Genomic DNA, 23,929 nt, shown 5'->3' with positions numbered 1-23,929 from the left:
CCGTGGACCTGCCCGTCGTGCCACCCGTCGCGCCCATGCTGGCCAAACCGCTGAAGACGCTGCCCGCGGGCTGGTGGTACGACCCCAAGTGGGACGGCTTCCGCTCGATCGCCTTCCGCGACGGCGACGAGGTGGTCCTCGGGAGTCGCAACGAGAAGCCGCTGACCCGCTACTTCCCCGAGGTCGTGGAGGCCGTCCGGGCGCACCTGCCGGAGCGGTGCGTCGTCGACGGGGAGATCGTCGTGGCCACCGCAGACGGCACCAGGCTGGACTTCGAGGCGCTCCAGCAGCGGATCCACCCCGCGGACTCCCGGGTGCGGATGCTGGCCGGGGCGACACCGGCGACGTTCGTCGCCTTCGACCTGCTGGCCCTGGGGGACGAGGACCTCACGGATATGCCGTTGCGCGAGCGGCGGGCGCGGCTGGACGAGGCGCTGGGCGGGCTGGGCACCCCGGGGGGCGTCGAGGACGGCCGGCCGGTCGGGGTGCACCTGTCCCCGGTCACCGACGACGAGGCCGTGGCGATGCGCTGGTTCCAGGACTTCGAGGGGGCGGGGCTCGACGGGTTGATCGCCAAGGACCCGGACGCGCCGTACCAGCCCGGGAAGCGGGTGCTCACCAAGCTCAAGCACGAGCGGACGGCGGACTGCGTGGTCGCCGGCTACCGGACGCACAAGACCGACGACGAGGCGATCGGCTCGTTGCTGCTGGGCCTGTGGACCGAGGAGGGGACGCTGGCCAGCGTGGGCGTTGCCTCGTCCTTCCCGATGAAGCGCCGACGGGAGCTGTTCGTCGAGCTGCAGGGGCTCGTCACCGACCTGGACGGCCACCCGTGGGACTGGGCGCGCCACCTGGCCGGCGAGCGCACCCCCCGCAAGAGCGAGCAGTCGCGGTGGGCGGCGGGAAAGGACCTGTCGTTCGTGCCCCTGCGGCCGGAACGCGTCGTGGAGGTTCGCTACGACTACCTCGAGGGGGAGCGGTTCCGGCACACGACCCAGTTCGTGCGTTGGCGCCCGGACCGCGACCCGCGCAGCTGCACCTACGACCAGCTGGAACGCCCGGCCGATTTCGACCTGGCCGACGTGCTGGGGGTGGGTCGATGACGAGCGGGGCCCGGCGGGCGGCCTCGGTCGGGGCCGGCGTGGTCGGTGGCGCCGCCCTCGGCGGAGCGGTGTCGATGGGCACCGCCACCTACTTCGCCCACCGCATCATCACCCCTGAGCACGAGAAGAAGGACGACACCACGATCGTCGAGGTCGGCGAGGACACGGTGACGCTGCGGGCCACGGCCTGGACCACGGCGTCGGGCCGCTACGGGCTGTGGCTGGACGGCGGGGCCGGCCACGCCCGACTGGGCGAGGTGGTCGAGCCCGGGGACACGCCTGTGCGAGGTCGGCGGTCCCCGGCGACGGTGACCCGTCGCCTGCTGGGCGTGGACCGTGGGGAGCTGGCCCCCGGCAGCGCCAGGTGGAACAAGTACTTCTACTGCGGCACACCACGGTCGGCGCTCGGGCTGGAGCACGAGGACGTCGTCGTCACCTCCGACGTCGGGGACCTGCCCGCCTGGCGGGTCGCCGCCGACCCGGACGCCGACACCGGGGACTGGGCGATCCTCGTCCACGGCCGCAGCGCCCAGCGCGAGGAGTGCCTGCGTGCCCTGCCCGTCCTCCACCGGCTCGGTTTCACCAGTCTGGTCCCGATGTACCGCAACGACATCGGAGCACCCCCGTCGGCGGACGGCCGGTACAGCCTGGGCCTGTCCGAGTGGCGCGACATCGACGCCGCGATGCGGTTCGCCCTCGCGCACGGCGCGCGGCGGCTGGTGCTGGTGGGGTGGTCCATGGGCGGCGCGATCGTCCTGCAGGCGCTCAACCGGTCCGACGTGGCCCACCGTGTGCACCGGGTCGTCCTCAACGGACCGGTGATCGACTGGGGGTCGGTGCTGGCGCACCAGGCGGACCTGCACTTCATACCCCGTCCCATCGACCACCTGGCCCGCTCGCTCATGCGCTCGCGCGCCTCGCGCCACCTGCTGCGGATCGCCGAGCCGGTGGACGTGGCCGCGACCAACTGGGTGGACCGCGCCGACGAGGTCAGCCACCGGATCTTCATCATCCACTCCGCGACCGACGAGACGGTGCCCTTCGGTCCCTCGCAGGACCTCGCCCGCAGACGTCCCGGCATGGTGCACACCTTCGTCTGGCCCCGGGCGCGCCACTGCCAGGAGTGGAACACCAACCCGGCGCTGTGGGAGGACCTGGTCGCCAGCTTCGTCCGATGACCCGGTGGGCGCCGTGCCGTCGGCGGCGCCCACCCCGGGGGGGCTCTGCCAGGATGGGCCGATGGGCAAGAGCAAGAAGAAGCAGAAGAAGACCGCGGCGGAGCCGGCGGGCACCCCTGACCCCGTCGTCGAGACCGACGCGGGGACCCCGTTCAGCGACGCGCTGCGCGTCGGGGACGACTTCGTGCTGGCCGACGTCGACCCCCGGGCGACCCCGGAGTTCGACGGGGGGAAGGCGGAGGGCAAGGCGGCGCTCCAGGAGGTCGACGACGAGCTCGACGCGCTGCAGGAGATGCTCTTCGCCGGCAGCACGGCGGGGGACCGGCGCCGTGTCCTGCTGGTGGTCCAGGGCATGGACACCGCGGGCAAGGGCGGCATCATGCGACACGTCGTGGGGGCCGTAGACCCCCAGGGCGTGCAGATCCGCGCGTTCAAGAAGCCGACCGAGGAGGAGAAGCAGCACCCCTTCCTCTGGCGCATCCGCAAGGCCCTGCCTGAGGCCGGGATGATCGGCGTCTTCGACCGGTCGCACTACGAGGACGTGCTGGTCGTGCGGGTGCACGACCTCGTCCCTCCGGCCCAGTGGGCGCGTCGCTACGCGACCATCAACGAGTTCGAGCAGGGCCTGGTGGACGACGGCGTGACCCTGATCAAGGTGATGCTGCACATCTCCCCGGAGGAGCAGAAGGAGCGGCTGACCGAGCGGCTGGAGCGGCCGGACAAGTACTGGAAGTACAACCCCGGCGACGTCGACGAGCGGGCGCACTGGGAGGCGTACCAGGAGGCCTACCAGGCCGTGATGGACCGGTGCAGCACCGAGGCGGCACCGTGGTTCGTCGTCCCGGCCGACCGCAAGTGGTACGCCCGGCTGGCCGTCCAGCGGCTGCTCCTGGAGCACCTGCGTGCGCTGGACCTGCGGTGGCCGCCGGCGGACTTCGACGTGGAGGCCGAGCAGGAGAGGCTCGCCGCCAGCTGACCGGACGGGTCGTCAGTCCCCGTTCGTCCCCGACAGCTGGGGATGGGGGGTGGCCTGGAGGAGGACGACGGCGCGGGGAGGCATGGGGTGCGTCGACCCCGTCTCCCACGGGACGTCGTCGTCGATGTCGTCCCCCGAGGTGTCCACCGCGACCCGCCAGGTCGTGGTGTCGATGCCCTCGGGGACGGTGAACTCGACCGTCTCGTGGTGGCCGTTGACGAGCAGCAGGAAGTGGTCGTCCAGGACGGGGCGGCCCCGCTCGTCGGTCTCGGTGATGGCCTCTCCGTTGAGGAACACCGCGAAGGCCTGCTTCTTGCGGTGCCACCCGTCCTCGGTCATGACCGAGGCGTCGGGGGAGTACCAGACGATGTCGCCGAAGTCGCTCTGACCCCCGTGGTCGGCGTCCCCGGCGAAGAACCGCCGCCGACGGAAGACGGGGTGCTCGCGCCGCAGCTGGATGAGGTGGGCGGTGAAGGCGAGCAGGTCGCTCTGCTCGGGGTCCAGGTCCCAGTCCATCCAGGCCAGCTCGTTGTCCTGGCAGTAGACGTTGTTGTTGCCCATCTGGGTGCGGCCCATCTCGTCGCCGTGGGCCAGCATCGGCACGCCCTGGCTGAGCATCAGGGTGGCCAGGAAGTTCTTCTGCTGGCGAAGGCGCAGCGCCTGGATCTCCGGGTCGTCGGTGGGTCCCTCGACGCCGCTGTTCCAGGAGCGGTTGTGCGCCTCCCCGTCGTTGCCCCCCTCGCCGTTGTCCTCGTTGTGCTTCTCGTTGTAGGACACCAGGTCCCGCAGGGTGAAGCCGTCGTGCGCGGTGATGAAGTTGACGGAGGCGAACGGGCGGCGGCCGCTGTGCTCGTAGAGGTCCGAGGACCCGGTGAGCCGGGAGGCGAACTCGCCCATCGTGGCGGGGGCGCCGCGCCAGAAGTCGCGGACGGTGTCGCGGTACTTGCCGTTCCACTCGGTCCACAGCGGCGGGAAGTTGCCCACCTGGTAGCCGCCGTCGCCCAGGTCCCACGGCTCGGCGATGAGCTTGACCTGGGAGATCACCGGGTCCTGCTGGATGATGTCGAAGAAGGCCGAGAGCTTGTCGACCTCGTGGAACTGGCGCGCGAGGGTGGCGGCCAGGTCGAACCGGAACCCGTCGACGTGCATCTCGGTGACCCAGTACCGCAGCGAGTCCATGATGAGCTGCAGCACGTGCGGGCTGCGCATGAGCAGGCTGTTGCCGGTGCCGGTGGTGTCGTAGTAGTGGGCCTTGTCGAAGTCGACCAGCCGGTAGTAGCTGGCGTTGTCGATGCCGCGGAAGGACAGGGTCGGGCCCAGGTGGTTGCCCTCGGCGGTGTGGTTGTAGACCACGTCGAGGATGACCTCGATGTCGGCCTCGTGCAGCGCCTTGACCATCGACTTGAACTCGGTGACCTGCTGGCCGCGGTGGCCGTAGGCCGAGTACGCGTTGTGCGGGGCGAGGAAGCCGATGGTGTTGTAGCCCCAGTAGTTGGACAGGCCCTTGTCCTGCAGGTGGGGGTCGTCGACGAACTGGTGCACGGGCAGCAGCTCGATCGCGGTCACCCCCAGGGTGGTGAGGTGCTCGATGACCGCGGGATGGGCGACGCCGGCGTAGGTGCCCCGGATCTCCGGCGGCACGTCGGGGTGGTTCATGGTCAGGCCCTTGACGTGGGCCTCGTAGACCACCGTGTCCGCGTAGGCGTGCCGCGGCGGACGGTCGTGGCCCCAGTCGAAGAACGGGTTGACGACCACCGACAGCATCGTGTGCAGCAGCGAGTCGTCCTCGTTGTAGGAGGTCGGGTCGCCGAAGTCGTAGCCGAAGATCCCCTGGTGGTTGCGGATCTGGCCGCTGATCGCCTTCGCGTACGGGTCCAGCAGCAGCTTTTTCGGGTTGAACCGGTGACCCTCCTGCGGCGCGTACGGCCCGTGCACGCGGTAGCCGTAGCGCTGGCCCGGCTGGCAGTTGGGGATGTAGGCGTGCCAGACGTGGGCGTCGACCTCCTCCAGGGGGATGCGCGTCTCCTTGGCCCGCTCGCCGATGAGGCACAGCTCGACGGCGGTCGCGTGCTCGGAGAACAGCGCGAAGTTCACCCCGCTGCCGTCGAAGGTGGCGCCGAGGGGGTAGGCGCTGCCGGGCCAGACATCCATGGTGGTCGTCTTTCGGGAGGGAGGGACAAGGGAGGGACCGCGTCGTCACCGCCATCCATTGTGACCGAACGGGCCGCTTCTCCCGACCACGACGGGCCCGCGACACACGTCCCGACCCGGATTTGGACGACCGGCGCACGTCGGCTAGTGTTCTTTCTCGCGCCACCGATTCGGTGGGGCACGCGGACGTAGCTCAGTTGGTAGAGCGCAACCTTGCCAAGGTTGAGGTCGCCGGTTCGAGGCCGGTCGTCCGCTCGGAGGCACAACCACCGAATGCCTCTTTGGTGGCGTGGCCGAGAGGCGAGGCAACGGCCTGCAAAGCCGTCTACACGGGTTCAAATCCCGTCGCCACCTCGCAGGACCGGCCAGCAGCACCGGCCACGGGCGATTGGCGCAGTGGTAGCGCGCTTCCTTGACACGGAAGAGGTCACTGGTTCAAACCCAGTATCGCCCACCAGTTATAAACACCCCCTGACCTGCAAAGACAGGCCAGGGGGTGTCTGCGTTCGCCGGGTCCGTGTCGCCCCCGTGTCGTTCAGGTCATGGACGGATGCTTCCCGGACCGTTCTCCCAGTCGTCGAGCGACCCGGACAAGCGCCCTGCCGCATGCGGTGGTGAAACCCGAAGGCGGATGAGACGCGCATGTGGGGGCATGGCGACCACAACCAGAACGGCGACCGCGATGTCCTCACGCCGCTACGAGACCCTCGCTGCAGCGGCCGATCGTACGGGCATCAGCGTGAAGACTCTCCGTCGGCGCATCGCTGACGGCAGCCTTCCTGCGTACCGCACGGGAAGGCGGATCATCCGCGTCTCACCCGAAGAGGTGGACGGGCTGTTGAAGCCGGTGCCCTCGAGTGTGGTGTGAGTGGCCTCACCGCAATGAGCTGGCCGTCCAGGTCAGAGGCCGGGGCGTGGCGGTGGTCGAGGAGGTCGAGGGGCTTGTCGAATCCTTACCGAGTCTTGGGTCATTCCATACCCGTACGGGGATAGCGTCGGCCGACAACGGACTGACTGGATGCGATAGCAGTTGTCCACAGGTTGCATATCCGTCGAGGCGTGGGCGGCCACGTTGGGGCTACGGTCCTTCGAATCGAGAATTGGTGGACCCCGGGAGTTGCGATCGGACGCATGGGGACCTCGAGGAGGTTGCGATGATGAGAAGGCAGGCTGGCCTGGGGGCTGTCCTGGGGCTCGCAGCGGTCCTGGTCCTGAACGGGTGCAGCGACGAGCTCCCCGAGGAAGCTGACCCTGTACCGGCGGCCACCACGGAGACTCCCTCGCCCTCGGAGTCCGACCCGACGACCGAGGCGCCGGTTGACGACGCGGAGACCACGAGCGCGCCGCCGGAGTTGTCGGTAGAGGAGGACGAGGCCGACATCGAGGAGACGCTGCAGCTCTACACAGTCGCGTTGAGCGACGCCTTCAACGGCGATGGATCGATTGAAGGTATCTATCCGTTCTCCCGGGACGCCGCCCGGGAGAAATGGGTCACTGAGGTCATGGCGGCCAAGGCCCAGGAGCTCAACTTCAGCGGGACCATGGACGTCGAGGCACTCGAGGTCACCGTCGGCGGGGAGACAGCAGAGGCGGTGGCGTGTCTAGACGTGTCGGCTGTCCAAGCGGTTGATGCGGACGGCAACTCGGTCATCACTGAGGATCGATTGGATCGAACGCTGCAGGACTACGTCCTGGAGCGTGACGACTCGGCCCAGTTGGGCTGGTACGTCGTCGAGGACACGAACCGGAACGAACCGTGCGACGGTTAGCGCTCCTGTGGTCCACCCTGTCTCTGATTATGGGGTCCACCCTCGCCACCCTGGCCAGTGCGCCGGCCGAGGCCGAACCAGAGTGTCGGGAAGTCAGTCCGATGACGGGCCAGTGCATCATCTATGTTCCGCCTCCGCCGCCGGACTACCCGGACCCGCCGAGAGACGTCCCTGGGGATCCTGGTGATGGTAGCGGTGGTGAGGAGCCGGTGTGCGCGGACCCGCTGGTGGATCGTGTGGTCCCGTGCGTCGTGCACGACTGGTACTGGTCCTATGACTGGGCGTGCTGGACGAAGTATGCCGACCCGCAGCCGCCGTGGAGCGATCCGGTCTGGAGCGGGCGGACCGATGGGGCGATCTTCTGGTGCTCCCGCGGGGTGACCCTGACCGACCCGTTCCCTGCGGACACGATCCCTCGGTGGGCACCGTCCCCGCCGTGGGGTGCGCCTCCGGACCCGGAGGCGTTGGCCCGGGCGGCGGTGGAGTCGATGGGGCTGCGGGCGATTCAGATCGGGATCGTTCCCGAGCAGGGGCCGGGCCGGGTCGGGCTGGTGGGGTTGCCGACGTGGATGTGGGTGCAGGACCTGGGTGGGGCGACGTGGGGGCCGATCACCCGGACCGCGACCAGCGGGCCGTGGTCGGTGACCGCGACAGCTGAGGTGGAGCGGATCGAGTGGGACATGGGGGACGGGACGACGGTGGTCTGCACGACTCCGGGTACCCCGTACGAGGACCGGTTCGGTGACATGGACAGCCCGGACTGCGGCCACCGGTATGAGGTGCAGGGGCACTACCCGGTCTCGGCTACCTCGTACTGGGTCATCACCTGGGCCGGCCTGGGCCGGTCGGGAACCATCGAGATGGACCTGGTCCAGGAGGGGCAGATCGTGATGGGGGAGGCCCAGGTGCTGAGCCAGTAGCGCAGGCAACGTCATCGGTTCGGGTGCGGGACACCGCAAGCACTCGACCAGCAAGATCGGGGAGAGACGCACATGGCGAAAAAGTTCGACCAGGCCGACGGTCAGGGCGGCACCGGCGGCTCGATCCCGCCCGGCACACCACGACCCGCGGTGGAGACGGCCCGGGTGGCGGCGCCGCCGAAGCTGCGCCGGCGGCCGTTGCTTGCCCTGGCGGGTCTGGGTCTGGTGGTGATGGGGGCCCTGCTGGCGGTGTGGGTGTACCTGTCCAACACCGATGCCACGAGTGCGGTGGCGGTGCGGGACACAGTGATGCGGGGGGAGACGATCACCGCGGCGGACCTGATGACGGTCCAGGTGACCCCGGACCCGGCCCTGCAGCTGGTGCCGGCCGCCGGCCTGGACTCCTTCGTCGGCCAGCGTGCCGCCCGCGACCTGTCCGCCGGGGCGCTGCTGACCCCCGATGCGGCCGCCGAGCAGGTCGTCCCCGGGGCCGGTGAGTCCGTGGTGGGTCTGGCGCTGACGTCCGGGTTGATGCCCGGGGAACCGTTGATGGTGGGGGACCGGGTGCGGGTGGTGGCCACCCCTGGTCAGGCCGGGGACCCGGCGGCGTTCGAGTCCGCGGACACCGTGTTCGGGGCCGAGGTGGTCGGCGTGGCTGCCTCGTTGGAGTCGCCGCAGACGGTGGTCTCGGTCCTGGTCCCGGAGCAGGACGCCGCGAAGATCGCGCAGTGGGCCTCGGCGGGGCGGGCCGCGGTGGTGCTGGACAGCCGGGAGGGCGACTGAGATGGCGGTCATCACGCTGACGTCGGCCTCCGGTTCGCCGGGGGTGACGACGACCGCCCTGGGGTGGGCGCTGTCCCGTGGGCGGCCCACCGTGCTGGTGGATGCCGACCCGACCGGGGGTGCGTCCATGCTGGCCGGGTACCTGCGCGGGCAGCTGGTGCCCCCGGACGCGCTGCTGGAGGCCTGGGCGGCTCAGCAGCAGGGCCGGCTGCGGTCGGTGCTGCCGTCGCTGACCATGTCCCTGCCCGACTCCCAGGTCGGGCTTCTGCCGGGTGCCCGGTCGCACGGCCAGGCTCGGGGGCTGGTCGGCCTGTGGGAGCCGTTGCTGGCCGCGTTGAAGGCGTTGGAGGGCACGGGGCAGGACGTTCTCGTCGACGTGGGGCGTCTGGGGCTGGCCGGGTCGCCCACGCCGTTGCTGCACGGGGCGGACCTGGCCCTGGTGGTCTGCCGGTCCGACCTGGTGTCGCTGTCGGCCCTGCGGTCGTGGCTGGCCACCCTGCACACCGAGCTCGAGGAGGTCGGTGGCGCGACGTCGCTGGGCGTGGTGATCGTCGGCCCCGGTCGGCCCTACAGGGAGGCCGAGGTCGGCAAGGTCCTGGCCCCGGTGTGCGGCGGGCGGTCCCCGGTCCTGACGTCGCTGGCCTGGGACCCCAAGGCCGCTGCCGCGTTCTCCGCCGGCGCCCAGGTGCGCCGGCTGGGCTCGAGCAAGCTCGTGGCCAGCCTGCGGCACCTCGACGACGCCGCGCGAAAGCGGATCGCGAGCACCACCCACGACCTGGACGAGGTGCGGGCATGAGCATCGAGAACTACGCCGTCCAGCCCGAGGGGACGGCCAGCTGCGACCCGACCGGGCTGCCACTGTTCACCACCCCGCCCACCACGGAGACTGCCACCACCCCTGGGTCGTGCCGTGGCCGTCGACGCGGGGGATTCACCCTGAACCAGGGCACGGGCGAGCAGTCCAGCCACCCCTCGGCACTTGGTGCTGCCTCCCACCCGGAGCAGGGTCGGGGCGACAACGTCGTGCTCCTGCAGACCAGGGACGCGGGCCGGGCGGGCCGGCACGGCTGGTCCCAGGACGCCCTGGACTGGGAGCTGGTGGCCAGCCTGCGGCAGCAGACCGCGGACCGCCTGTCCCAGGAAGGGACCCCCACGGGAGAGGAAGACCGGGGCGCCCAGCAGGAGCGGGGACGGGCGATCATCACCGAGCTGCTGGGTCAGGAGGCCACCGAGCGGCTCCGGGCCGGGGAGACCGCCTGGGACACCGACACCCAGGGTGGCCTGGCCAGGGCCGTGTTCGACGCGGTGTTCGGGCTGGGCCGTTTGCAGCCGCTGGTCGATGACCCGCAGGTGGAGAACATCATGATCTTCGGCCACGACCAGGTCACCGTGGAGCTCACCGGCGGCCGGCAGGTCATGGCGGCGCCGGTGGCCGACTCAGACCAGGAGCTGGTGGACTTCCTGTCCTTCGTGGCCTCCCGCTCGGAGGTGAACGCCCGCCCGTTCTCCCCGTCCCACCCCGAGCTGCACCTGCGCCTCGACGGTGGTGCCCGTCTGGCGGCGCAGGCGTGGGTGACGCCGCGGCCGCAGGTGGTGATCCGCCGCCACCGGCTCACTGAGGTGTCCCTGGGAGACCTGGTCGACCTTGGCGCGCTGGACCCGGTCGCGGCCTCGTTCCTGGCCGCGGTGGTCCGCTCGGGCCGTTCGGTCGTGGTCTCCGGCGCCCAGGGCGCGGGCAAGACCACGATGGTGCGGGCCCTGTGCAACGAGATCCCCAGGTATGAGGTCATCGGCACCTTCGAGACCGAGCACGAGCTGCACCTGCACCAGATGCCCGACCGGCACCCGTACGTCTTCGCCTGGGAGGCCCGGCCCGGGTCCGGCGAGGTCGGCCCGGACGGGTCACGGGCGGGGGAGTACACCCTGGACCAGGCACTGCACGGCAGCTTCCGGATGAACCTGAACCGGCAGATCGTCGGTGAGGTCCGCGGCCCGGAGGCCGCGGCCATGCTCAAAGCCATGCAGTCGGGGGCGGGGTCCATCTCCACCACGCACGCCGCCCACGCCGTCGGTGCCGTGGAGAAGCTGGTCACCTGCGTCATGGAGTCAGGCCAGCACGCGACCCACGACTTCGCCCTCCGCGCGGTCGCCTCCGGTGTCGACGTCGTCGTCCACGTCACCAAGCAGACCCTGCCGGCCGACGACGGCACGGCGCAGGTGTCCCGGTTCGTCTCCGAGATCATCGCCGTCGCCCTGGGGGAGGAGCAGACCGGGTACGCGGTCACGCACGTGTTCAAGGCCGACCCCGGGTCGGCGACCGCCCGTCCGCACGTCCTGCCCGACGACTACCGGGACCTGGCCCGGTTCGGTTTCGACCTGGCTGCGTTCGCCCAGGAGCAGGAAGGGACCGGGGCATGAGCACCTTGCTCGTCGCTGTCGCCGGCGCCCTGGTCGCTGGTGGCCTGCTCGCCCTGGTGGCAGGGCTGGCGGTCCGGCCGGTCCCCCCGGCCCGGCCACGGCGGGCCAGCACCCGGCGTGGCCGGTTGAGTCCGCGTACCCGGATGCTGGCAGGTGTCGGTCTGGGCATCGGCGCTCTGGTGGCGGTGCTGACCGGATGGGTGATCGCTCTGGCCGTTGCTCCGCTGGCCCTGGCCGGTGTCCCGGTGCTGCTGGCCGCGCCCCCTGCGCAGCGGGAGGTGGCGCGGCTGGAGGCGATGGAGGAGTGGGTGCGCACGGTGGCGGGCACCCTGGGGGCAGGGGTCGGGCTGGAGCAGGCGCTGCTGCGGTCCCTGCGCTCCACCCCGGGGCCGATCAAGCCGGAGGTGACCCGCCTGGCAGGCCGGCTGCGGGCCCGGTGGGCCACCGAGGACGCGCTGCGGGCTTTCGCCGACGACCTGGACGACCCGACCGGGGACCTGATCGCCGCCAACCTGGCCCTGGGGGCCCGCCGCCGAGGCGGCGGCCTGGCCACCGTGCTGGGTGCGCTGGCGCAGTCCGTGGGTGAGGACGTGCGGGCCCGGCGCGAGATCGAGTCCGACCGGGCCAAGCCGCGGGCCAACGCCCGCCTGATCACCGGCATCACGCTGTCGGTGCTGGTCTTCCTGTCCCTGTCCGGGAGCTACATCGCCCCCTACGGGACCCCGGTCGGGCAGGTGCTCCTGGGCACCTTCCTGGCCATGTACGTCGGGATGCTGATCTGGCTGCGCACGATGGCCCGCGGCAAGCCGATGCCCCGCTTCATCGGCACCTCCGTGCGGGAGCGTGCGGCATGACCGTCCTGCAGCTGCTGCTGGCCGCCGGCGGGCTCGTCGGTGCCGGCCTGGCCCTGGTGCTGTTCCAGCTGGTCCCGTCCCACCCCGACCTGGGGCAGGCGCTGGCCCGGCTCTCCCCGACCGGCGCCCGGGAGGCCCAGAACGCCGCCCTGGCCCAACCCCAGGTCAAGGGGGCCGGTGCTGACCGGGACCTGCGCGATGTGCTCGGTGCCTGGGGTGCCCGGCACCTGCCGGCCAACCTGTGGGGCAGGGTGGCACCGGCCGACCTGGCCGTGCTGGGGATGACCCCTGCGCGGTTCTACGGCGAGAAGATCCTGTACGCCTTCATCGGCCTGGTCGCCGGTCCGCTCCTGGCCGCCGCGGCCATGTTCTCCTTCTCCATCCCGGTGTACGTCCCGGTCCTGGCCACCCTCGTGCTGACCGTGGTGCTGTGGTTCGTCCCGACCTACAACGTGGTCACCGACGCCCGCGACGCCCGGGTCGAGTTCGCCCGTTCCCTGGGCGCGTTCGTCGACCTGGTCGCCCTGGAGATGACCTCCGGGTCAGGCCCGAGGCAGTCGATGGAGGCCGCGGCCGCGGTCGGGGACTCCTGGGTGTTTCGTCGGATGCGGGAGGAGCTGGCACGCACCCGCTGGTCGGGGATCACCCCCTGGGACGCGCTGCGGCACCTGGGCAACGAGATCGACATGCCCGACCTGCACGATCTCGCCGACATCATGCGCCTCTCCGGTGAGGACGGTGGACGGGTCTACCCCCAGCTGAAAGCGAGAGCGGCCAGCATGCGCTCGGCGATCCTGTCCGCGCAGAAGACCCGCGCCAACGAGGTCAGCGAACGGATGACCCTGCCGATGACCCTGCTCGGGATGATCTTCCTGCTCATCCTCGTCACCCCCCAGGTCCTGCGCATGGTGGGGAGCTGACCGACACGGCACCCACGACGCGGACCCGCCGCCAGGGACACCCACCCGACGAACGCAAGAACCATCCGCACCATCACGAAGGGGAGAAACCCATGAAGAAGTCCACGTATCACTACAGCGCCCAGGTGCGCACCTACCCGCGGCGTCTGCGCCAGGAGATCGTCGCCCGCGGTGAGCGGGGGTCGATCTCGGTGGAGACCGTCGTCATCGCCCTGGGCCTGTTCGCCCTGGCCACCGTGATCGTCGGTCTGCTGACCGCCTGGGCGACCGGCAAGCTGGGTGGCCTGAGCTGATGGCCCGCCGACTCGGCCTGCGGCCCCGGGGAGTGGTGCGTGTTCTGCGTGCCACGCCCCGGGACCGTGGTTCGAGCTCGGTGGAGGTCGTGGTCCTGCTGCCGCTGGTGTTCCTGCTGCTGTTCGGCATGGTGCAGGGCGGGCTGTGGTTCCACGCCCGCGCGGTCGCCCTGGGCGCGGCCACCGAGGGTGCGCGCGTCGCCGCCGCGGAGAGCTCCTCGGCCGGTGCCGGGATCTTCGCAGCCACCTCGTTCATCGCCGACGCCGGCAGTGGCGTGGTGATCGACCCCGCCGTCACCGGGTCGCGGTCGGCCACGACGGCGACCGTGACCGTCACCGGGCAGGCGCAGAGCCTGGTCCCTTTCCTGAACCCGTCGGTGGCCCAGTCGGCCAGCTTCCCGACCGAGAGGATCACCGGAACCTCTCGTGGGTTTGGGATCTCGGAAGGCTGGTACGCCGGGCACTTCGGGGGTGGACGGTGAGGGTGGGTATGCGACCGAGCCTGGGTTGGCGAACTGGCAGCTGCCCGGGCCTCCGCGGCGTTGTCCGGGGTCGACCGCACGTGGGCACGGTGAGCAGGAGTGGCGGTCGCAGCAGGGCGCAGGTCGGTGGCGGAACGACCGGTCTCAGGGGCATGGACAGGATGCCCACACACCTCGCCACCGTGTCGAGGAGATCCGTCCCGGGAGGATCCGAGTGATGAGCGATTGGGACGTCTTCGGTTACATCGTGTTTGGTCTGGTCTTCTGCCTGGCCCTCTTCGGACTGTGCATGACTGCTCACCAGACCGGCGTGTCCGCGGAGCTGCGGTGGTGGCTGCGCCGTTGGTGGTGGGACCGCCGCCACGGGCGTGGTTCCTATGACCTCGTCGCCGAAGAGCGCGCAGTCCGACTTCGGGACGCGTGGGTGGTCGAGATGGAGCCCACATGGAATCCCCACGATCCGGGACGTGAGAACTTCGAGCGGTGGGAGAGGATCGTGGAAGCCTGGAGCAAGATGGCGCCCACGTGGGAAGGCACCTCTGAGGACGTCGAGCGGTGGGAGCACACCCGGCGCGAAGCGGCCCTGCGCGCAAGCACCCGGGAAGAGGGTGGATGTGATGAGCGTGCGGAACCGCACCGACCGTGAGCAGAGTACAGAAGCCGTGGTGGCTGCGATCGGCATTCCCGCCGTCATGCTCTACGTGGCCTTGCTGACGGTCGTTGGCCGGCTCCAGCTCGCGATCGCTCATCAGGTGGTGGAGCTCACTGCTGTGCCGGAACTGATCGGGTTAGGGACATGATCCGAACGCGCCGGGCCGGGTTCGACCGCGGAGCGGTGTCGGTGGAGATGGTGATCCTGGGGCCGGTCCTGCTGTTCTTCGTCCTGGCGGTGCTCTTCGCCGGCCGGTACGCCCTGGCCCAGCAGTCCGTCCAGGCCGCGGCCGCCGAGGCGGCCCGGGCCGCCTCGATCGCCCGGTCGGCCGGGGAGGCGTCCGGTTCTGCGACCGGGGCGGCGTCGGCGTCGTTGGCCAACCAGGACGTGCGCTGCGTCACCCGGTCGGTGTCGGTGGACACCAGCGCCTTCGCGCAGGACCCGGGCACGCCCGGGCTGGTCACCGCGACCGTGTCGTGCCAGGTCGACATGTCCGACCTGGCGTTCCCCGGCATCCCCGGCAACCGCACGCTGGAGGCGACCATGTCGTCCCCGATCGACACCTACCGTTCGAGGCAGGGGTGAGACCGTGATGACCAGGAACAGGGTGATTGCGTGCCTGCGGGAGCGTGTCGAGCGCGGGTCGGTGGGGGTGTTCGTCATCGTTCTCGCGGCCTCGTTCCTGATCATGGTCGGGCTGGCGGTGGACGTCTCCGGGCACCTGCACGCGATGCAGGAGGCCCGCGCGACCGCCCGTGAGGCCGCCCGCGTCGGGGGCCAGCAGCTGCAGACGCCCACCGGGGTCCGCGGCCTGGGGGCCGTGGCCGACCCCGGCCAGGCCGCGGCAGCCGCGCAGGCCTACCTAGCCAGCGCCGGAGTCGCCGGTTCGGCGTCCGTGACCGGCCCGGCCAGCATCAGCGTCGACGTCACCTCGGTCTACCCGACCAAGTTCCTGTCGATCATCGGCGTGCCCAGCCTGAGTGCCACCGGCACGGCGCAGGCACGGATCACCCGGTCCGTGGGAGGAGTGGAGCAATGAGAGTCCGTCGACGCCTTCTCGGCCTGGGCGCCCTGGTCGTCCTGGCCGCCATCCTGGTGGGCCTGCCCGCCGTGTTGCTGGCCCTGGGCGGGAACCCGCTGCCGGGAACCCTCCCCAGCCTGGACCAGGTCCGCGCCGCCCTGCTGACCCCTGACGACGGCACCCTGGCTCTGACCGGGGCCAAGTTGCTCGGCTGGGTGGTCTGGGCCGCCCTGAGCCTGAGCATCGTCGTCGAGGCTATCTCGGCGCTGCGCGGCGTCCAGCCTCCGAGGCTGCCTGCCCTGTCCCTGCCCCAGTCCGGCATGCGACCCCTGGTCGTGGCCGCGCTGGCCCTGTTCATCGCCGCCCCCGGCGGAACCGTTCCGGCGGCCACGGCGGCACCCGCCCCTGCGGTGACGGCCTCTGCCCCGGTGACGGCCGGGGCCGGCACGGCCCCCGCCCCAGTCACGGCGACCCCTGCAACCGGCACCGAGCAGGAGTCCACGATCTCCTACGTGGTGCGCCCTGGGGACACGCTCTGGTCCATCGCCGCCCAGCACCTGGGGTCCGGTCACGACTACCACCGCATCGTCGACCTCAACCCCGAGCAGCTGGCCGGTGGCGCCGACTGGGTCACCCCCGGCATGGTGCTGCACCTCCCCGCGACCGAGGCCGGGACAGGCACCGGCGAGCAGGCCGGCCAGGACCAGGACGTGGTGGTGCAGACCGGTGACACCCTCAGCGGTCTGGCCGCCGAGCACCTGGGCGAGGCCGACCGGTGGCCAGAGATCTACGAGGCCTCCACGGGCACCGTCCAGCCGGACGGGCGACGCCTGAGCGACCCCGACCTGATCTATCCCGGCTGGCGCCTGGACCTGCCCGACTCGGCCGTGGGCCAGGAGCAGGAACGGCCGGCGCCGACCATCGCGGATGCGCGGACTGCCGCGGACGTCGGCACCGCACTGGGGGCGCAGCCAGACACCCCCGACGCAGGCGAGCCGGAGCAGCCCGCCGAGACGAGCCCGGCAGGTGGCGCGTCCGCCCGGTCGGGCATCACCCTGGGTGCCGCCGTGGGCGCCACCTCCATCGTCGACAGCGCCGCGCAGGCCGGACCCGACACTGGTGGAGACGTCGGTCGCGGCGTCGGTGGGGACGCTGCAGGGAACGGCAGGGGTGCGGATGGGGACGTTGCCCTGGACGGAAGGGACGCTGCCGGAGACGGTGAGGAGGACACCCCTGCGGCGTGGTTGCTGGAGGGCATCGTCGGGTCCGGGGCCCTGCTGGGGGGTGCGCTGTTCCTCGCGCTGACCTTGCGCCGCCGGTCCCGGTTCCGGACCCGCCGCCCAGGGCGTGCCCTCGCCCCGCCGGACCCGGTCCTGGTCCCCGTGGAGAAGACGATCCAGACCCGCGGCCGGTCTGCGGCTCCCACCCTGGAACAGGTGGACCAGGCCTTGCGCCGCCTCGGTGGGGCGTGCGCCGCGACCGGGGCCCCTGTCCCGGCCGTGGCGGCCGTGCAGCTGGCCGGTGACGGCATGTGGCTGCACCTGTGGCAACCGGCCGACCTGGGAGCCCCGTGGGAGGACACCGGGGACGGGCAGCACTGGTTCCTGCCCGCCGGCACTCCGGTGGAACAGATCGGGCCCTGCAGTGAGGACGCTCCTGCACCGTTCCCGCTGCTGGTCTCCATCGGCGCCGGGGACGACGGGTCGGCCTGGTTGCTGAACCTGGAGGACCTGGAGGTGGCCCTGACCGGGCAGCCCGAGTACGTGGACGACCTGGCCCGCTACCTGGCTGCCGAGGTCGCGGTGAACCCGTGGTCGGCCGGGGTGCGGCTGGACTGCGTCGGCATCGCCTCCGAGGTCGCCCAGATGAACCCGGCCCGGGTGCGTGTCGCGGACACCGGCGCGCTCGAGGACCTGGTCGCCGAGGTCGTCGGCGTGATCGACCGGGTGGGGGAGCAGGGCGTGCCCACCGCCCGGGTCCGCCAGGACGGCGAGGACACCTGGCCGGCCCGGCTGGTCCTGCTCGCCACCGAGGGTGCGGCGCCTGCGGCCACCGACCAGCTGCGTCAGCTGCTGGCCCGACACGCCGGGAGCACGGGCGCCTGCCTGGTCGTCCGCAGCGGCACCCCCACCGCCACCGCGATGCACATCGAAGCCACCACCGACGGGCGGGTACGTATCCCCGCCGCGGGGCTGGACCTGGTCGGCGTGGGCCTGACTGCCGACGAGGCGGCCGGGTGCGCGGCGCTGCTGGCCCAGTCGCATGCCGAACCGGACGTGCCGATGCCGGCAGCCACCCCCGACAGCGACGAACACCAGGAGGACTGGCGGGGCTGGAGCGACCAGGCCGGCGCCCTCCGCCCCGAGCACAGCGCCGGGCGGGACGCCGCCGACCAGGACCTGACGACGCTCCTGCCGCAGGAGGATGAGGTCTACGAGCAGGAGGCGGCTACCACCGCAGAAGACCTTGCGACGCTGGCCCCGCGCGTGGAGCCCGACGTCGCCCGCCAGGTGCTGCAGGTCGACCCCACCCTGGACGCTGACCTGGCCGCATGGTGGGACCCCACCGCCCGAGTCCCCCGGCTCACCCTCCTCGGCCCGGTCAAGGCCAAGACATGGGGCAAACCGCTGGCCGAGCGCAAGGCGTACCTGACCGAGCTGCTGGCCTACCTGGCGCTGCACCCACGAGGGGTCACCACCGCCCAGACGGCCGAGGCCTTCGGGATCACCGAGACCAAGACCCGCGACTACATCGGCCGCTGCCGTGACTGGCTCGGCACCGACCCTGCCACCGGCGACCTGCACATCCCGCACGCCCAGGACACCCCCGCCACCCGCGAACGCGGCGTGAACGTCTACCAGGTGCTAGGCCTGCTGGTCGACGTCGACCTCTTCCGCCGGCTGCGTACCCGCGCCACCGCCCGCGGCGGCACCGAGGGCATCGAGGACCTCAAGGCTGCGCTGCGCCTGGTCCAGGGACGACCCTTCGACCAGCTTCGCCGCGGCGGCTGGGCCTGGCTGTTCGAGGGGGACCGTCTCGACCACCACATGACCTGCGCCGTGGTCGACGTCGCCCACATCGTCGCCACCCACCACCTGCAGACCGGTGACCTGGCCGGGGCACGGGCAGCGGCGCAGATCGCCTACCTCGCCGCCCCGGACGAGGAGATCCCCACGCTCGACCTGGCCACCGTCACCGCACGCGAAGGCAACACAGCCGAAGCCGTCCGCCTGCTGCAGACCGACATCTGCAACCGCACCGACGACCCCGACCTCCCACCGGCCGAGCTACCCGAACGCACCCAGCAGATCCTCGACCGCCACGCCTGGCTGGAGGACCGCAAGGAAGCCGTCTGACGAGTGCCTACCCGGGGGGGAACCCACCTCAGTGACGACCACGTGCGCGGGGCGGCTTCTCAACGGCAGTGACACGTCAGGGCCCCGATGCTCGTGACATCGCGACTCCGCCGAGGTGCGTGACAGACCGGATCCGCCGATGAGCGGGCGTTCCCTAACGGTGTCGCTGCTTTGTATTTAGGGTCTCCTCGGGGGCATGTGCGCGATGTTCCAGTGGTGGCCGTCCTAGAGGGACGGTTACCCGAGCGCTCTATCGACCGTCCCGCCTGGGGCGGTCTTTTGCTTGTGAACGATGCAGGCAGGTCGCCTCAAGGGGGCTTACCCTTGCAGGAGACCCGCCCCATGACCATGCAACGCGACCTGTCCGGCATCACGCCCTCCGGTCATCTCACCCTCGGCAACTACCTCGGCGCCCTGCGACGTTTCGTCGAACGACAGCACACCGTCGATGGGTTCTACTTTGTCGCCGACCTTCATGCTCTGACCACTAAGCACGACCCTGCCAAGCATCGCGAGCTCACGACGTCGACTGCCGCCCTTTTTCTCGCTGCTGGCCTGGACCCACAGCGTGCGACCGTGTTCGTACAGTCCGACGTGCCTGCCCACGTGCAGCTGGCCTATCTGCTCGAATGCACCGCGCACGTCGGTGAGCTGTCTCGTATGATCCAGTTCAAGGAGAAGGGCGGTCGGCCCGGTACGAGGGCATCGCTGTTCACTTACCCTTGCCTCATGGCGGCCGACATTCTTCTGTACGGCGCACAGCGGGTACCGGTCGGCGGGGACCAGTCCCAACACGTCGAGCTGACCCGCGACCTCGCGGTCCGCTTCAACACCCTGTACGGACCCACTTTCGTGGTGCCCGAGCTTGAGCCCACAGCCCTGACCGCCCGGGTCCTTGACCTGCAAGATCCCACCCGGAAGATGAGCAAGAGCGACTCCGACGATGCCGCCGGCGTCGTCCGCCTGCTCGACACTCCCGACGTGATCCGCAGGAAGTTCCGCCGCGCCGTCACCGACTCCGAGGGCGAAGTCCGCTACGACCCCCATGCCAAGCCCGGCGTGTCCAACCTCCTTGACATCCTCGCCGCCCTGACTGGCCAGGGCCCCGTCTCGCTGGCCACGACGATTACCGGCTACGGACAACTCAAAGACGCCGTCGCGGACGCCGTCATCGCTGAGCTCCGACCCCTTCAGGAACGTCACGATGAACTGGTCGCCGATCGTCCAGAACTCGCGCGCTTGCTTGACATCGGGAGGCAGCGCGCCCGCGAGACATCCACCCCCGTCCTCGACCAAGCCCAGCAAGCCATGGGCATCACGCGCTGACCCGGTCTTTCGTCGGGCCGCGCCTACTTCAGCAGGACCCGCTCACCCGGGTGCTCTACACCACTCTGCAGGACTCCACTGAGACAACGAGCGACCACGGTCACCTGAGCACGTCGTTGACATGTGGGCTCCGCGCCCTGGTCACTCCAGAGCGGGGATCGCGTGGGGCTGGGCTGGTACGCCATCTCTGAGGACCCTCTCGATCTGAGTACTCAGATCACGTGGGCTGAACACGACGGCGCCTGTGGCGATCTCTCGGCGAGAGAACCATCGCACTCCGTGTACGTGCTCGGCCTTCAGGTCGATCGTCGGAGCGGGAAGGAAATGCGGTGTCCGGACGAGGTACCAGGTCTCCGCCTGGCCGTCCCAGTCCGTCATAGGAAAGGTCCGCGTGAGCTCCCAGAGCGCGCCCTGAATTTCCAGATCGTGGAGTCCGAGTTCCTCTTTCAACTCGCGGCGCAGCGCTTCTTCGGGTGTCTCTCCCGGGTCTATGCCTCCGCCTGGGCAGGCCCAGAATCCGTCCTCGAACTGCAAACCTGGCCAGTGAAAATGGACTAGCAGAGCGTTGTCGTCTTCGTCGAGCACGAGGGCGCGTGCCGCTTGGCGGAGCCTGGCTGAGGTCACTTTGCGATTACAGCATGCAAACCGACCGTCGTCGTACGCTGAGGGATGACGCCCGCCGACGCACTACTTTGCCGCGACGGGGGCGGCGGTGCTGAAGTTGTTGTACTCGTAGCCATAGGTTGGCCGCGTGGCATACGACGCCGTGGCCGAGAGCCGTCGACTCATCGAGTCGCGTGAGCTCACGCCAGCGACGAGATTGAGCCGACGCCGCCGCTACGTCCCCATGGCCGTGTTTGTCTCCGATGACATCGCGATCACGATGTTTGCTCGCCGAAGTGTGGGGTGCAACGTCGAAGAGACTCACGTTCTCGCTCGGCGCGGAAACGAGTGGACGATGCTGGGAGGTGGCGGTGGACCATTGGATGACGACGCCCTTGACCACCGACCTGCAGTGCTGCCTTCGAGGCCGAGCGCGCACCCCGAGGCCAATGCGCCGGTCGTGAGAACAGAGGGCGGTGGTGGCGTCCTGGACAGCAAGGCGAGGAGGCTGTGGCCCCGCCGTGGGAGGTGGATCAATTACCGCGTGGTCCGAGTCAATGCGGAGGTCAGTCACCTCGTTGTCGATGGCCGACACATTGAGGTTCCGTGGCACGGGCGATGTGTCGTCGGATGGGCTGGACGAAGACCCAAGGAGGTAGCCGTCCTGACTCATGACGGCAGACAACTGGACCAAGTCGCGCTGATGCCAGCACGTTGAGCACCCGTCCGCTCCTGCCGCATCCGGACAGGGGGGCGCCGGCGACTGGCTCCTCAGGCTATCCCGTGGGCGAGGGGCTACTCCCAGGCTAGTAGCTACGTATCCCGTCTAGTTGCTCGCGGATGATGTCGAGGTGACCGAGGTGGCGGGCAGTCTCCTCGATCATGTGCGCGAGGATCCATCGCAGACTTACCGGCGAGAATGCCTCCGGGGTAAACTCTTGCATCTGCCCAAGATCAAGATCCTCGATGGCCGCCCGAGAGAATTCACACTCAACTCGGTAGCCATCCAACAGCTCCGCCAGCGGTGCACTCGATCGTGTCCACCCGCCCTGTGGATCGCGCTGCACTGTTCTCGCCCGAGTGGGGAAACTCCCCGAGAACCACTCGTGCTCGGTCTGTCGAAGATGGGACAACACCCCCGCGACCGTCATGCGTGGCGACGTGGGGAGCAGCGACCGGTGAGCATCATCGTGACCAAGATCAGTGACCTTCAGGCTCACAGTTTCTCTCTGCCAGTCCAAGAAGCCAGTTAATATCTCGCGCTCGGCGCCACTTCCGGCTGGGTACTGCCTGACCATCGGTTCTTCCTTCCAGCCCGTCCTGGCCGCTTCCCACCGCACGCTACTGGCGCACTGAGCGTGTTCGCACGCTCTTGCCGCCGAGCGGGCGGTCGGCGAGGCCACGGCTAGCCTCGTCCTATGCCCGTTGCCCCACACATCGCCCGTCTCCGACAGAAGGTTGGCCACGACATGCTCCTGCTGCCCTCGGTCGCCGTGCTGCCGGTGGACCTGGAGGGCCGGGTCCTGCTGGTTCACCAGTCGGAGTTCCGTGCCTGGGGCACGATCGGTGGTGCGGTGGACGTGGACGAGAGCCCTGCCGATGCAGCCCACCGTGAGACCGCCGAGGAGATCGGCACTGACGTGGAGCTGACGGCCATCCTCGGAGCCCTCGGTGGACCCGACTTCCGCATCACGTACCCCAATGGCGACCAGTGCGCCTACGTGAGCACCATCTTCGAGGCGCGCATCATCGGTCGTCCGCCGCAGCCGGACGGCGATGAAGTCGACGCACTCCGGTGGTTCACCCGCACCGAGCTGCTCAGCGAGCCCGCACTCGGCCCTTTCGCCATCTCCACGTTCCGCGCCCTCGGCTGGATCTAGCGACGCCCTGTACTGGCACCCCTCTATGTCAAGACGCCGTTGGGAGGGTGGTTCTAGGCTTGGTGGTGGCGAGTCCGGGAAGTGGCTTGTCCGAAGAGCTGGCAGTGGGTTGTGAGCCGCTGGCACACCTTGCGGGTGTGCTCCTCACCCAGGGAACCGCGCCGGTCCACGGACATCCGCAGGACTTCGAACTGATTGTCGGTCACCACCTGGCGCAGTCCCGACATGCGCACCCCAGCCAGGGCGATGGAGTGGGCGTCGGTGGCGCGGTCTTACGCCCCTGCCCGGTGGTGAAGATCCGGGGCGGCGATCAACCCCTCCCTCTCCGCCCGTCCCCGATAGATCGCCTGTCGAAGCTCGATCGCGTAGGCATCCTGCTCCGGGTTACCCAACTCCGCTGCTGCGGCGAGCTCGCCCTCGATGTCGTAGGCCACCCGCACGAACTGCAACCCGAAGGGTGCATCCGGGCCACCGTCCACTACGCCCTCGACGACGACGTAGGACGCTGAAGGCTCGTCGAGCGCGTTGCCGACGCTGCCGGCATTGAACAGCGTCAGCCCCCGGTGCACCTTGAGATAGGCCGCGTGGATGTCGCCGTACGCGACCACAGTAGGCACCGGACCGCTTCCCGTCGCCGCAGTCGTCTCGAACATCCCCCGAAACTCCTCCTCGCTGTGGTCCTCGAACACCCGGGTGTTGACGTCACCTGCCGACGCGTGGAACAGGCGCAACCGACGCCCGCTGACGACCATGTCGTGACAGAACGGCAGTCGCGTCAACCAGGCCCGCTGATCCTGCCCTAGCTGCCCCCGCCACCACTGCCCCGCCGCGTTGAGCTCGATCTCCTCCCGCCCGACGAAGTCGTCCCAGTTCCCGAGCACCGTGACCTCACACCGCTCCTGGGTGAGCTCGACGCACTCGGCACCCCGTGGCCCCTTACCCACCAGGTCCCCCAGGTTCAGCACCCGGGTGATCCTCCGCCGCTCGATGTCATCGAGCACCGCCCGGTATGCCGTCAGATTCCCGTGCACGTCCGAGACGAGGGCGGTCCGTTCCACCGGACCAGTATGGCGGGACCAGTGCCACTGTGGTTCATCGCCTCCCGGGTCAACGTCGAACTGACGAAGAACCTCACCGAGATCAACCAGGTGAAGATGCGGCGAGCCAACCTCGACTCTTAGCACGGGGAGGGGCCCGCAATCGACTTCACTCTTCTGCCGCCGGTCGCGCGCTGCGAGGAAAGC

24 protein-coding genes and 3 tRNA genes are annotated in these 23,929 nt (G+C 70.1%); 23 read left to right on the top strand and 4 right to left on the bottom strand.

Annotated elements, in window-relative coordinates:
- Positions 1–2 precede the first annotated feature (2 nt).
- The 3 genes from FJR00_RS11355 (at position 3) to FJR00_RS11345 (ending at position 3,257) form a co-directional block, all read left to right on the top strand.
- Positions 3–1,103 (top strand): ATP-dependent DNA ligase, encoded by a 1,101-nt coding sequence (locus FJR00_RS11355; RefSeq protein WP_141338842.1) that lies wholly within the window; start codon positions 3–5, stop codon positions 1,101–1,103.
- Positions 1,100–2,281, top strand: a complete 1,182-nt coding sequence (locus tag FJR00_RS11350; protein ID WP_141338841.1) for an alpha/beta hydrolase family protein — start codon at positions 1,100–1,102, stop codon at positions 2,279–2,281. Before FJR00_RS11355 ends, FJR00_RS11350 begins: the two co-directional genes overlap by 4 nt.
- 61 nt (positions 2,282–2,342) lie before the next feature.
- Entirely contained in the window at positions 2,343–3,257 is a 915-nt protein-coding gene (locus FJR00_RS11345) for a polyphosphate kinase 2 family protein (protein ID WP_141338840.1), read from the top strand.
- A 12-nt stretch (positions 3,258–3,269) separates the two neighbouring features.
- Here the strand turns inward: FJR00_RS11345 and glgX are convergent, their stop codons facing one another.
- On the bottom strand, positions 3,270–5,408 hold the full coding sequence (glgX, locus tag FJR00_RS11340) for a glycogen debranching protein GlgX (protein ID WP_141338839.1): 2,139 nt from the start codon (positions 5,406–5,408) through the stop codon (positions 3,270–3,272).
- A gap of 182 nt (positions 5,409–5,590) precedes the next feature.
- On the opposite strand from glgX, the gene FJR00_RS11335 reads away from it, so the two are divergent.
- From FJR00_RS11335 to trpS, 19 genes are all read left to right on the top strand, one after another.
- Positions 5,591–5,663, top strand: a tRNA-Gly gene (locus FJR00_RS11335).
- Positions 5,664–5,691: 28 nt separating this feature from the next.
- Positions 5,692–5,762: transfer RNA gene (locus FJR00_RS11330), tRNA-Cys, on the top strand.
- 28 nt (positions 5,763–5,790) lie between these two features.
- A tRNA-Val gene (locus tag FJR00_RS11325) sits at positions 5,791–5,865 on the top strand.
- Between the two features lie 93 nt (positions 5,866–5,958).
- Positions 5,959–6,276, top strand: coding sequence for an excisionase family DNA-binding protein (locus FJR00_RS16600; RefSeq protein WP_337678393.1), 318 nt, complete (start codon positions 5,959–5,961; stop codon positions 6,274–6,276).
- A 286-nt stretch (positions 6,277–6,562) separates the two neighbouring features.
- Positions 6,563–7,177 (top strand): hypothetical protein, encoded by a 615-nt coding sequence (locus tag FJR00_RS11315; RefSeq protein ID WP_141338838.1) that lies wholly within the window; start codon positions 6,563–6,565, stop codon positions 7,175–7,177.
- A gap of 227 nt (positions 7,178–7,404) precedes the next feature.
- Positions 7,405–8,097: a hypothetical protein gene (locus FJR00_RS15770; protein ID WP_181409604.1), complete on the top strand. Its 693-nt coding sequence runs from the start codon at positions 7,405–7,407 to the stop codon at positions 8,095–8,097.
- Between the two features lie 72 nt (positions 8,098–8,169).
- Entirely contained in the window at positions 8,170–8,880 is a 711-nt protein-coding gene (locus FJR00_RS11300) for an SAF domain-containing protein (protein WP_141338835.1), read from the top strand.
- 1 nt (position 8,881) lies between these two features.
- Positions 8,882–9,676 carry a CpaE/TadZ family protein gene (locus FJR00_RS11295; protein WP_141338834.1) on the top strand — a complete coding sequence of 265 codons (795 nt, stop codon included), beginning with the start codon at positions 8,882–8,884 and terminating at the stop codon, positions 9,674–9,676.
- Positions 9,673–11,298, top strand: a complete 1,626-nt coding sequence (locus FJR00_RS11290; protein WP_141338833.1) for a TadA family conjugal transfer-associated ATPase — start codon at positions 9,673–9,675, stop codon at positions 11,296–11,298. The genes FJR00_RS11295 and FJR00_RS11290 overlap by 4 nt, the downstream gene beginning before the upstream one ends.
- Entirely contained in the window at positions 11,295–12,152 is an 858-nt protein-coding gene (locus tag FJR00_RS11285) for a type II secretion system F family protein (protein WP_141338832.1), read from the top strand. Before FJR00_RS11290 ends, FJR00_RS11285 begins: the two co-directional genes overlap by 4 nt.
- Entirely contained in the window at positions 12,149–13,072 is a 924-nt protein-coding gene (locus FJR00_RS11280; RefSeq protein ID WP_141338831.1) for a type II secretion system F family protein, read from the top strand. The genes FJR00_RS11285 and FJR00_RS11280 overlap by 4 nt, the downstream gene beginning before the upstream one ends.
- 92 nt (positions 13,073–13,164) lie before the next feature.
- Positions 13,165–13,365, top strand: a complete 201-nt coding sequence (locus tag FJR00_RS11275) for a hypothetical protein (protein WP_141338830.1) — start codon at positions 13,165–13,167, stop codon at positions 13,363–13,365.
- The gene (locus FJR00_RS11270; protein WP_141338829.1) at positions 13,365–13,847 is read left to right on the top strand and encodes a TadE/TadG family type IV pilus assembly protein; all 483 of its coding nucleotides are present in this window, start codon (positions 13,365–13,367) and stop codon (positions 13,845–13,847) included. The genes FJR00_RS11275 and FJR00_RS11270 overlap by 1 nt, the downstream gene beginning before the upstream one ends.
- A 217-nt stretch (positions 13,848–14,064) precedes the next feature.
- Positions 14,065–14,493: a hypothetical protein gene (locus FJR00_RS11265; RefSeq protein WP_141338828.1), complete on the top strand. Its 429-nt coding sequence runs from the start codon at positions 14,065–14,067 to the stop codon at positions 14,491–14,493.
- Positions 14,465–14,647 carry a hypothetical protein gene (locus FJR00_RS11260; RefSeq protein ID WP_141338827.1) on the top strand — a complete coding sequence of 61 codons (183 nt, stop codon included), beginning with the start codon at positions 14,465–14,467 and terminating at the stop codon, positions 14,645–14,647. The genes FJR00_RS11265 and FJR00_RS11260 overlap by 29 nt, the downstream gene beginning before the upstream one ends.
- On the top strand, positions 14,644–15,084 hold the full coding sequence (locus FJR00_RS11255; RefSeq protein ID WP_141338826.1) for a TadE/TadG family type IV pilus assembly protein: 441 nt from the start codon (positions 14,644–14,646) through the stop codon (positions 15,082–15,084). The genes FJR00_RS11260 and FJR00_RS11255 overlap by 4 nt, the downstream gene beginning before the upstream one ends.
- A 22-nt stretch (positions 15,085–15,106) precedes the next feature.
- Positions 15,107–15,538, top strand: a complete 432-nt coding sequence (locus FJR00_RS11250; protein WP_238330455.1) for a pilus assembly protein — start codon at positions 15,107–15,109, stop codon at positions 15,536–15,538.
- The gene (locus FJR00_RS11245; RefSeq protein ID WP_141338825.1) at positions 15,535–18,876 is read left to right on the top strand and encodes a LysM peptidoglycan-binding domain-containing protein; all 3,342 of its coding nucleotides are present in this window, start codon (positions 15,535–15,537) and stop codon (positions 18,874–18,876) included. Before FJR00_RS11250 ends, FJR00_RS11245 begins: the two co-directional genes overlap by 4 nt.
- A gap of 342 nt (positions 18,877–19,218) precedes the next feature.
- Complete coding sequence (trpS, locus tag FJR00_RS11240; protein ID WP_202876657.1) at positions 19,219–20,202, top strand: tryptophan--tRNA ligase; 984 nt, start codon at positions 19,219–19,221, stop codon at positions 20,200–20,202.
- A gap of 141 nt (positions 20,203–20,343) precedes the next feature.
- Here trpS and FJR00_RS11235 read toward each other — a convergent pair whose 3' ends face one another.
- Both FJR00_RS11235 and FJR00_RS11230 read right to left on the bottom strand, forming a co-directional pair.
- Positions 20,344–20,826 carry an NUDIX hydrolase gene (locus FJR00_RS11235; protein ID WP_141338824.1) on the bottom strand — a complete coding sequence of 161 codons (483 nt, stop codon included), beginning with the start codon at positions 20,824–20,826 and terminating at the stop codon, positions 20,344–20,346.
- A gap of 785 nt (positions 20,827–21,611) precedes the next feature.
- Positions 21,612–22,271, bottom strand: a complete 660-nt coding sequence (locus tag FJR00_RS11230) for a DinB family protein (RefSeq protein WP_238330454.1) — start codon at positions 22,269–22,271, stop codon at positions 21,612–21,614.
- A gap of 3 nt (positions 22,272–22,274) precedes the next feature.
- Between FJR00_RS11230 and FJR00_RS11225 the strand changes: the two genes are divergently transcribed.
- Positions 22,275–22,685 carry an NUDIX domain-containing protein gene (locus FJR00_RS11225; RefSeq protein ID WP_181409603.1) on the top strand — a complete coding sequence of 137 codons (411 nt, stop codon included), beginning with the start codon at positions 22,275–22,277 and terminating at the stop codon, positions 22,683–22,685.
- Positions 22,686–22,957: 272 nt separating this feature from the next.
- Here FJR00_RS11225 and FJR00_RS11215 read toward each other — a convergent pair whose 3' ends face one another.
- Positions 22,958–23,743, bottom strand: coding sequence for a metallophosphoesterase family protein (locus FJR00_RS11215; RefSeq protein WP_141338822.1), 786 nt, complete (start codon positions 23,741–23,743; stop codon positions 22,958–22,960).
- Between the last annotated feature and the right edge of the window lie 186 nt (positions 23,744–23,929).

The sequence above is a fragment of the Ornithinimicrobium kibberense genome (assembly GCF_006519705.1).
In the GTDB taxonomy this organism is placed as follows: domain Bacteria; phylum Actinomycetota; class Actinomycetes; order Actinomycetales; family Dermatophilaceae; genus Ornithinicoccus; species Ornithinicoccus kibberensis.
This window is presented reverse-complemented; position numbering and strand designations above follow the sequence as displayed.

Bases quoted from the DNA above. Each gene is read 5' to 3' on its own strand.
- FJR00_RS11350 (WP_141338841.1), top strand. From the start codon at position 1,100: ATGACGAGCGGGGCCCGGCGGGCGGCCTCGGTCGGGGCCGGCGTGGTC.
- FJR00_RS11345 (WP_141338840.1), top strand. From the start codon at position 2,343: ATGGGCAAGAGCAAGAAGAAGCAGAAGAAGACCGCGGCGGAGCCGGCG.
- glgX (WP_141338839.1), bottom strand. From the start codon at position 5,408: ATGGATGTCTGGCCCGGCAGCGCCTACCCCCTCGGCGCCACCTTCGAC.
- FJR00_RS16600 (WP_337678393.1), top strand. From the start codon at position 5,959: ATGCTTCCCGGACCGTTCTCCCAGTCGTCGAGCGACCCGGACAAGCGC.
- FJR00_RS11315 (WP_141338838.1), top strand. From the start codon at position 6,563: ATGATGAGAAGGCAGGCTGGCCTGGGGGCTGTCCTGGGGCTCGCAGCG.
- FJR00_RS11300 (WP_141338835.1), top strand. From the start codon at position 8,170: ATGGCGAAAAAGTTCGACCAGGCCGACGGTCAGGGCGGCACCGGCGGC.
- FJR00_RS11295 (WP_141338834.1), top strand. From the start codon at position 8,882: ATGGCGGTCATCACGCTGACGTCGGCCTCCGGTTCGCCGGGGGTGACG.
- FJR00_RS11290 (WP_141338833.1), top strand. From the start codon at position 9,673: ATGAGCATCGAGAACTACGCCGTCCAGCCCGAGGGGACGGCCAGCTGC.
- FJR00_RS11285 (WP_141338832.1), top strand. From the start codon at position 11,295: ATGAGCACCTTGCTCGTCGCTGTCGCCGGCGCCCTGGTCGCTGGTGGC.
- FJR00_RS11280 (WP_141338831.1), top strand. From the start codon at position 12,149: ATGACCGTCCTGCAGCTGCTGCTGGCCGCCGGCGGGCTCGTCGGTGCC.
- FJR00_RS11275 (WP_141338830.1), top strand. From the start codon at position 13,165: ATGAAGAAGTCCACGTATCACTACAGCGCCCAGGTGCGCACCTACCCG.
- FJR00_RS11270 (WP_141338829.1), top strand. From the start codon at position 13,365: ATGGCCCGCCGACTCGGCCTGCGGCCCCGGGGAGTGGTGCGTGTTCTG.
- FJR00_RS11265 (WP_141338828.1), top strand. From the start codon at position 14,065: ATGAGCGATTGGGACGTCTTCGGTTACATCGTGTTTGGTCTGGTCTTC.
- FJR00_RS11260 (WP_141338827.1), top strand. From the start codon at position 14,465: ATGAGCGTGCGGAACCGCACCGACCGTGAGCAGAGTACAGAAGCCGTG.
- FJR00_RS11255 (WP_141338826.1), top strand. From the start codon at position 14,644: ATGATCCGAACGCGCCGGGCCGGGTTCGACCGCGGAGCGGTGTCGGTG.
- FJR00_RS11245 (WP_141338825.1), top strand. From the start codon at position 15,535: ATGAGAGTCCGTCGACGCCTTCTCGGCCTGGGCGCCCTGGTCGTCCTG.
- trpS (WP_202876657.1), top strand. From the start codon at position 19,219: ATGACCATGCAACGCGACCTGTCCGGCATCACGCCCTCCGGTCATCTC.
- FJR00_RS11225 (WP_181409603.1), top strand. From the start codon at position 22,275: ATGCTCCTGCTGCCCTCGGTCGCCGTGCTGCCGGTGGACCTGGAGGGC.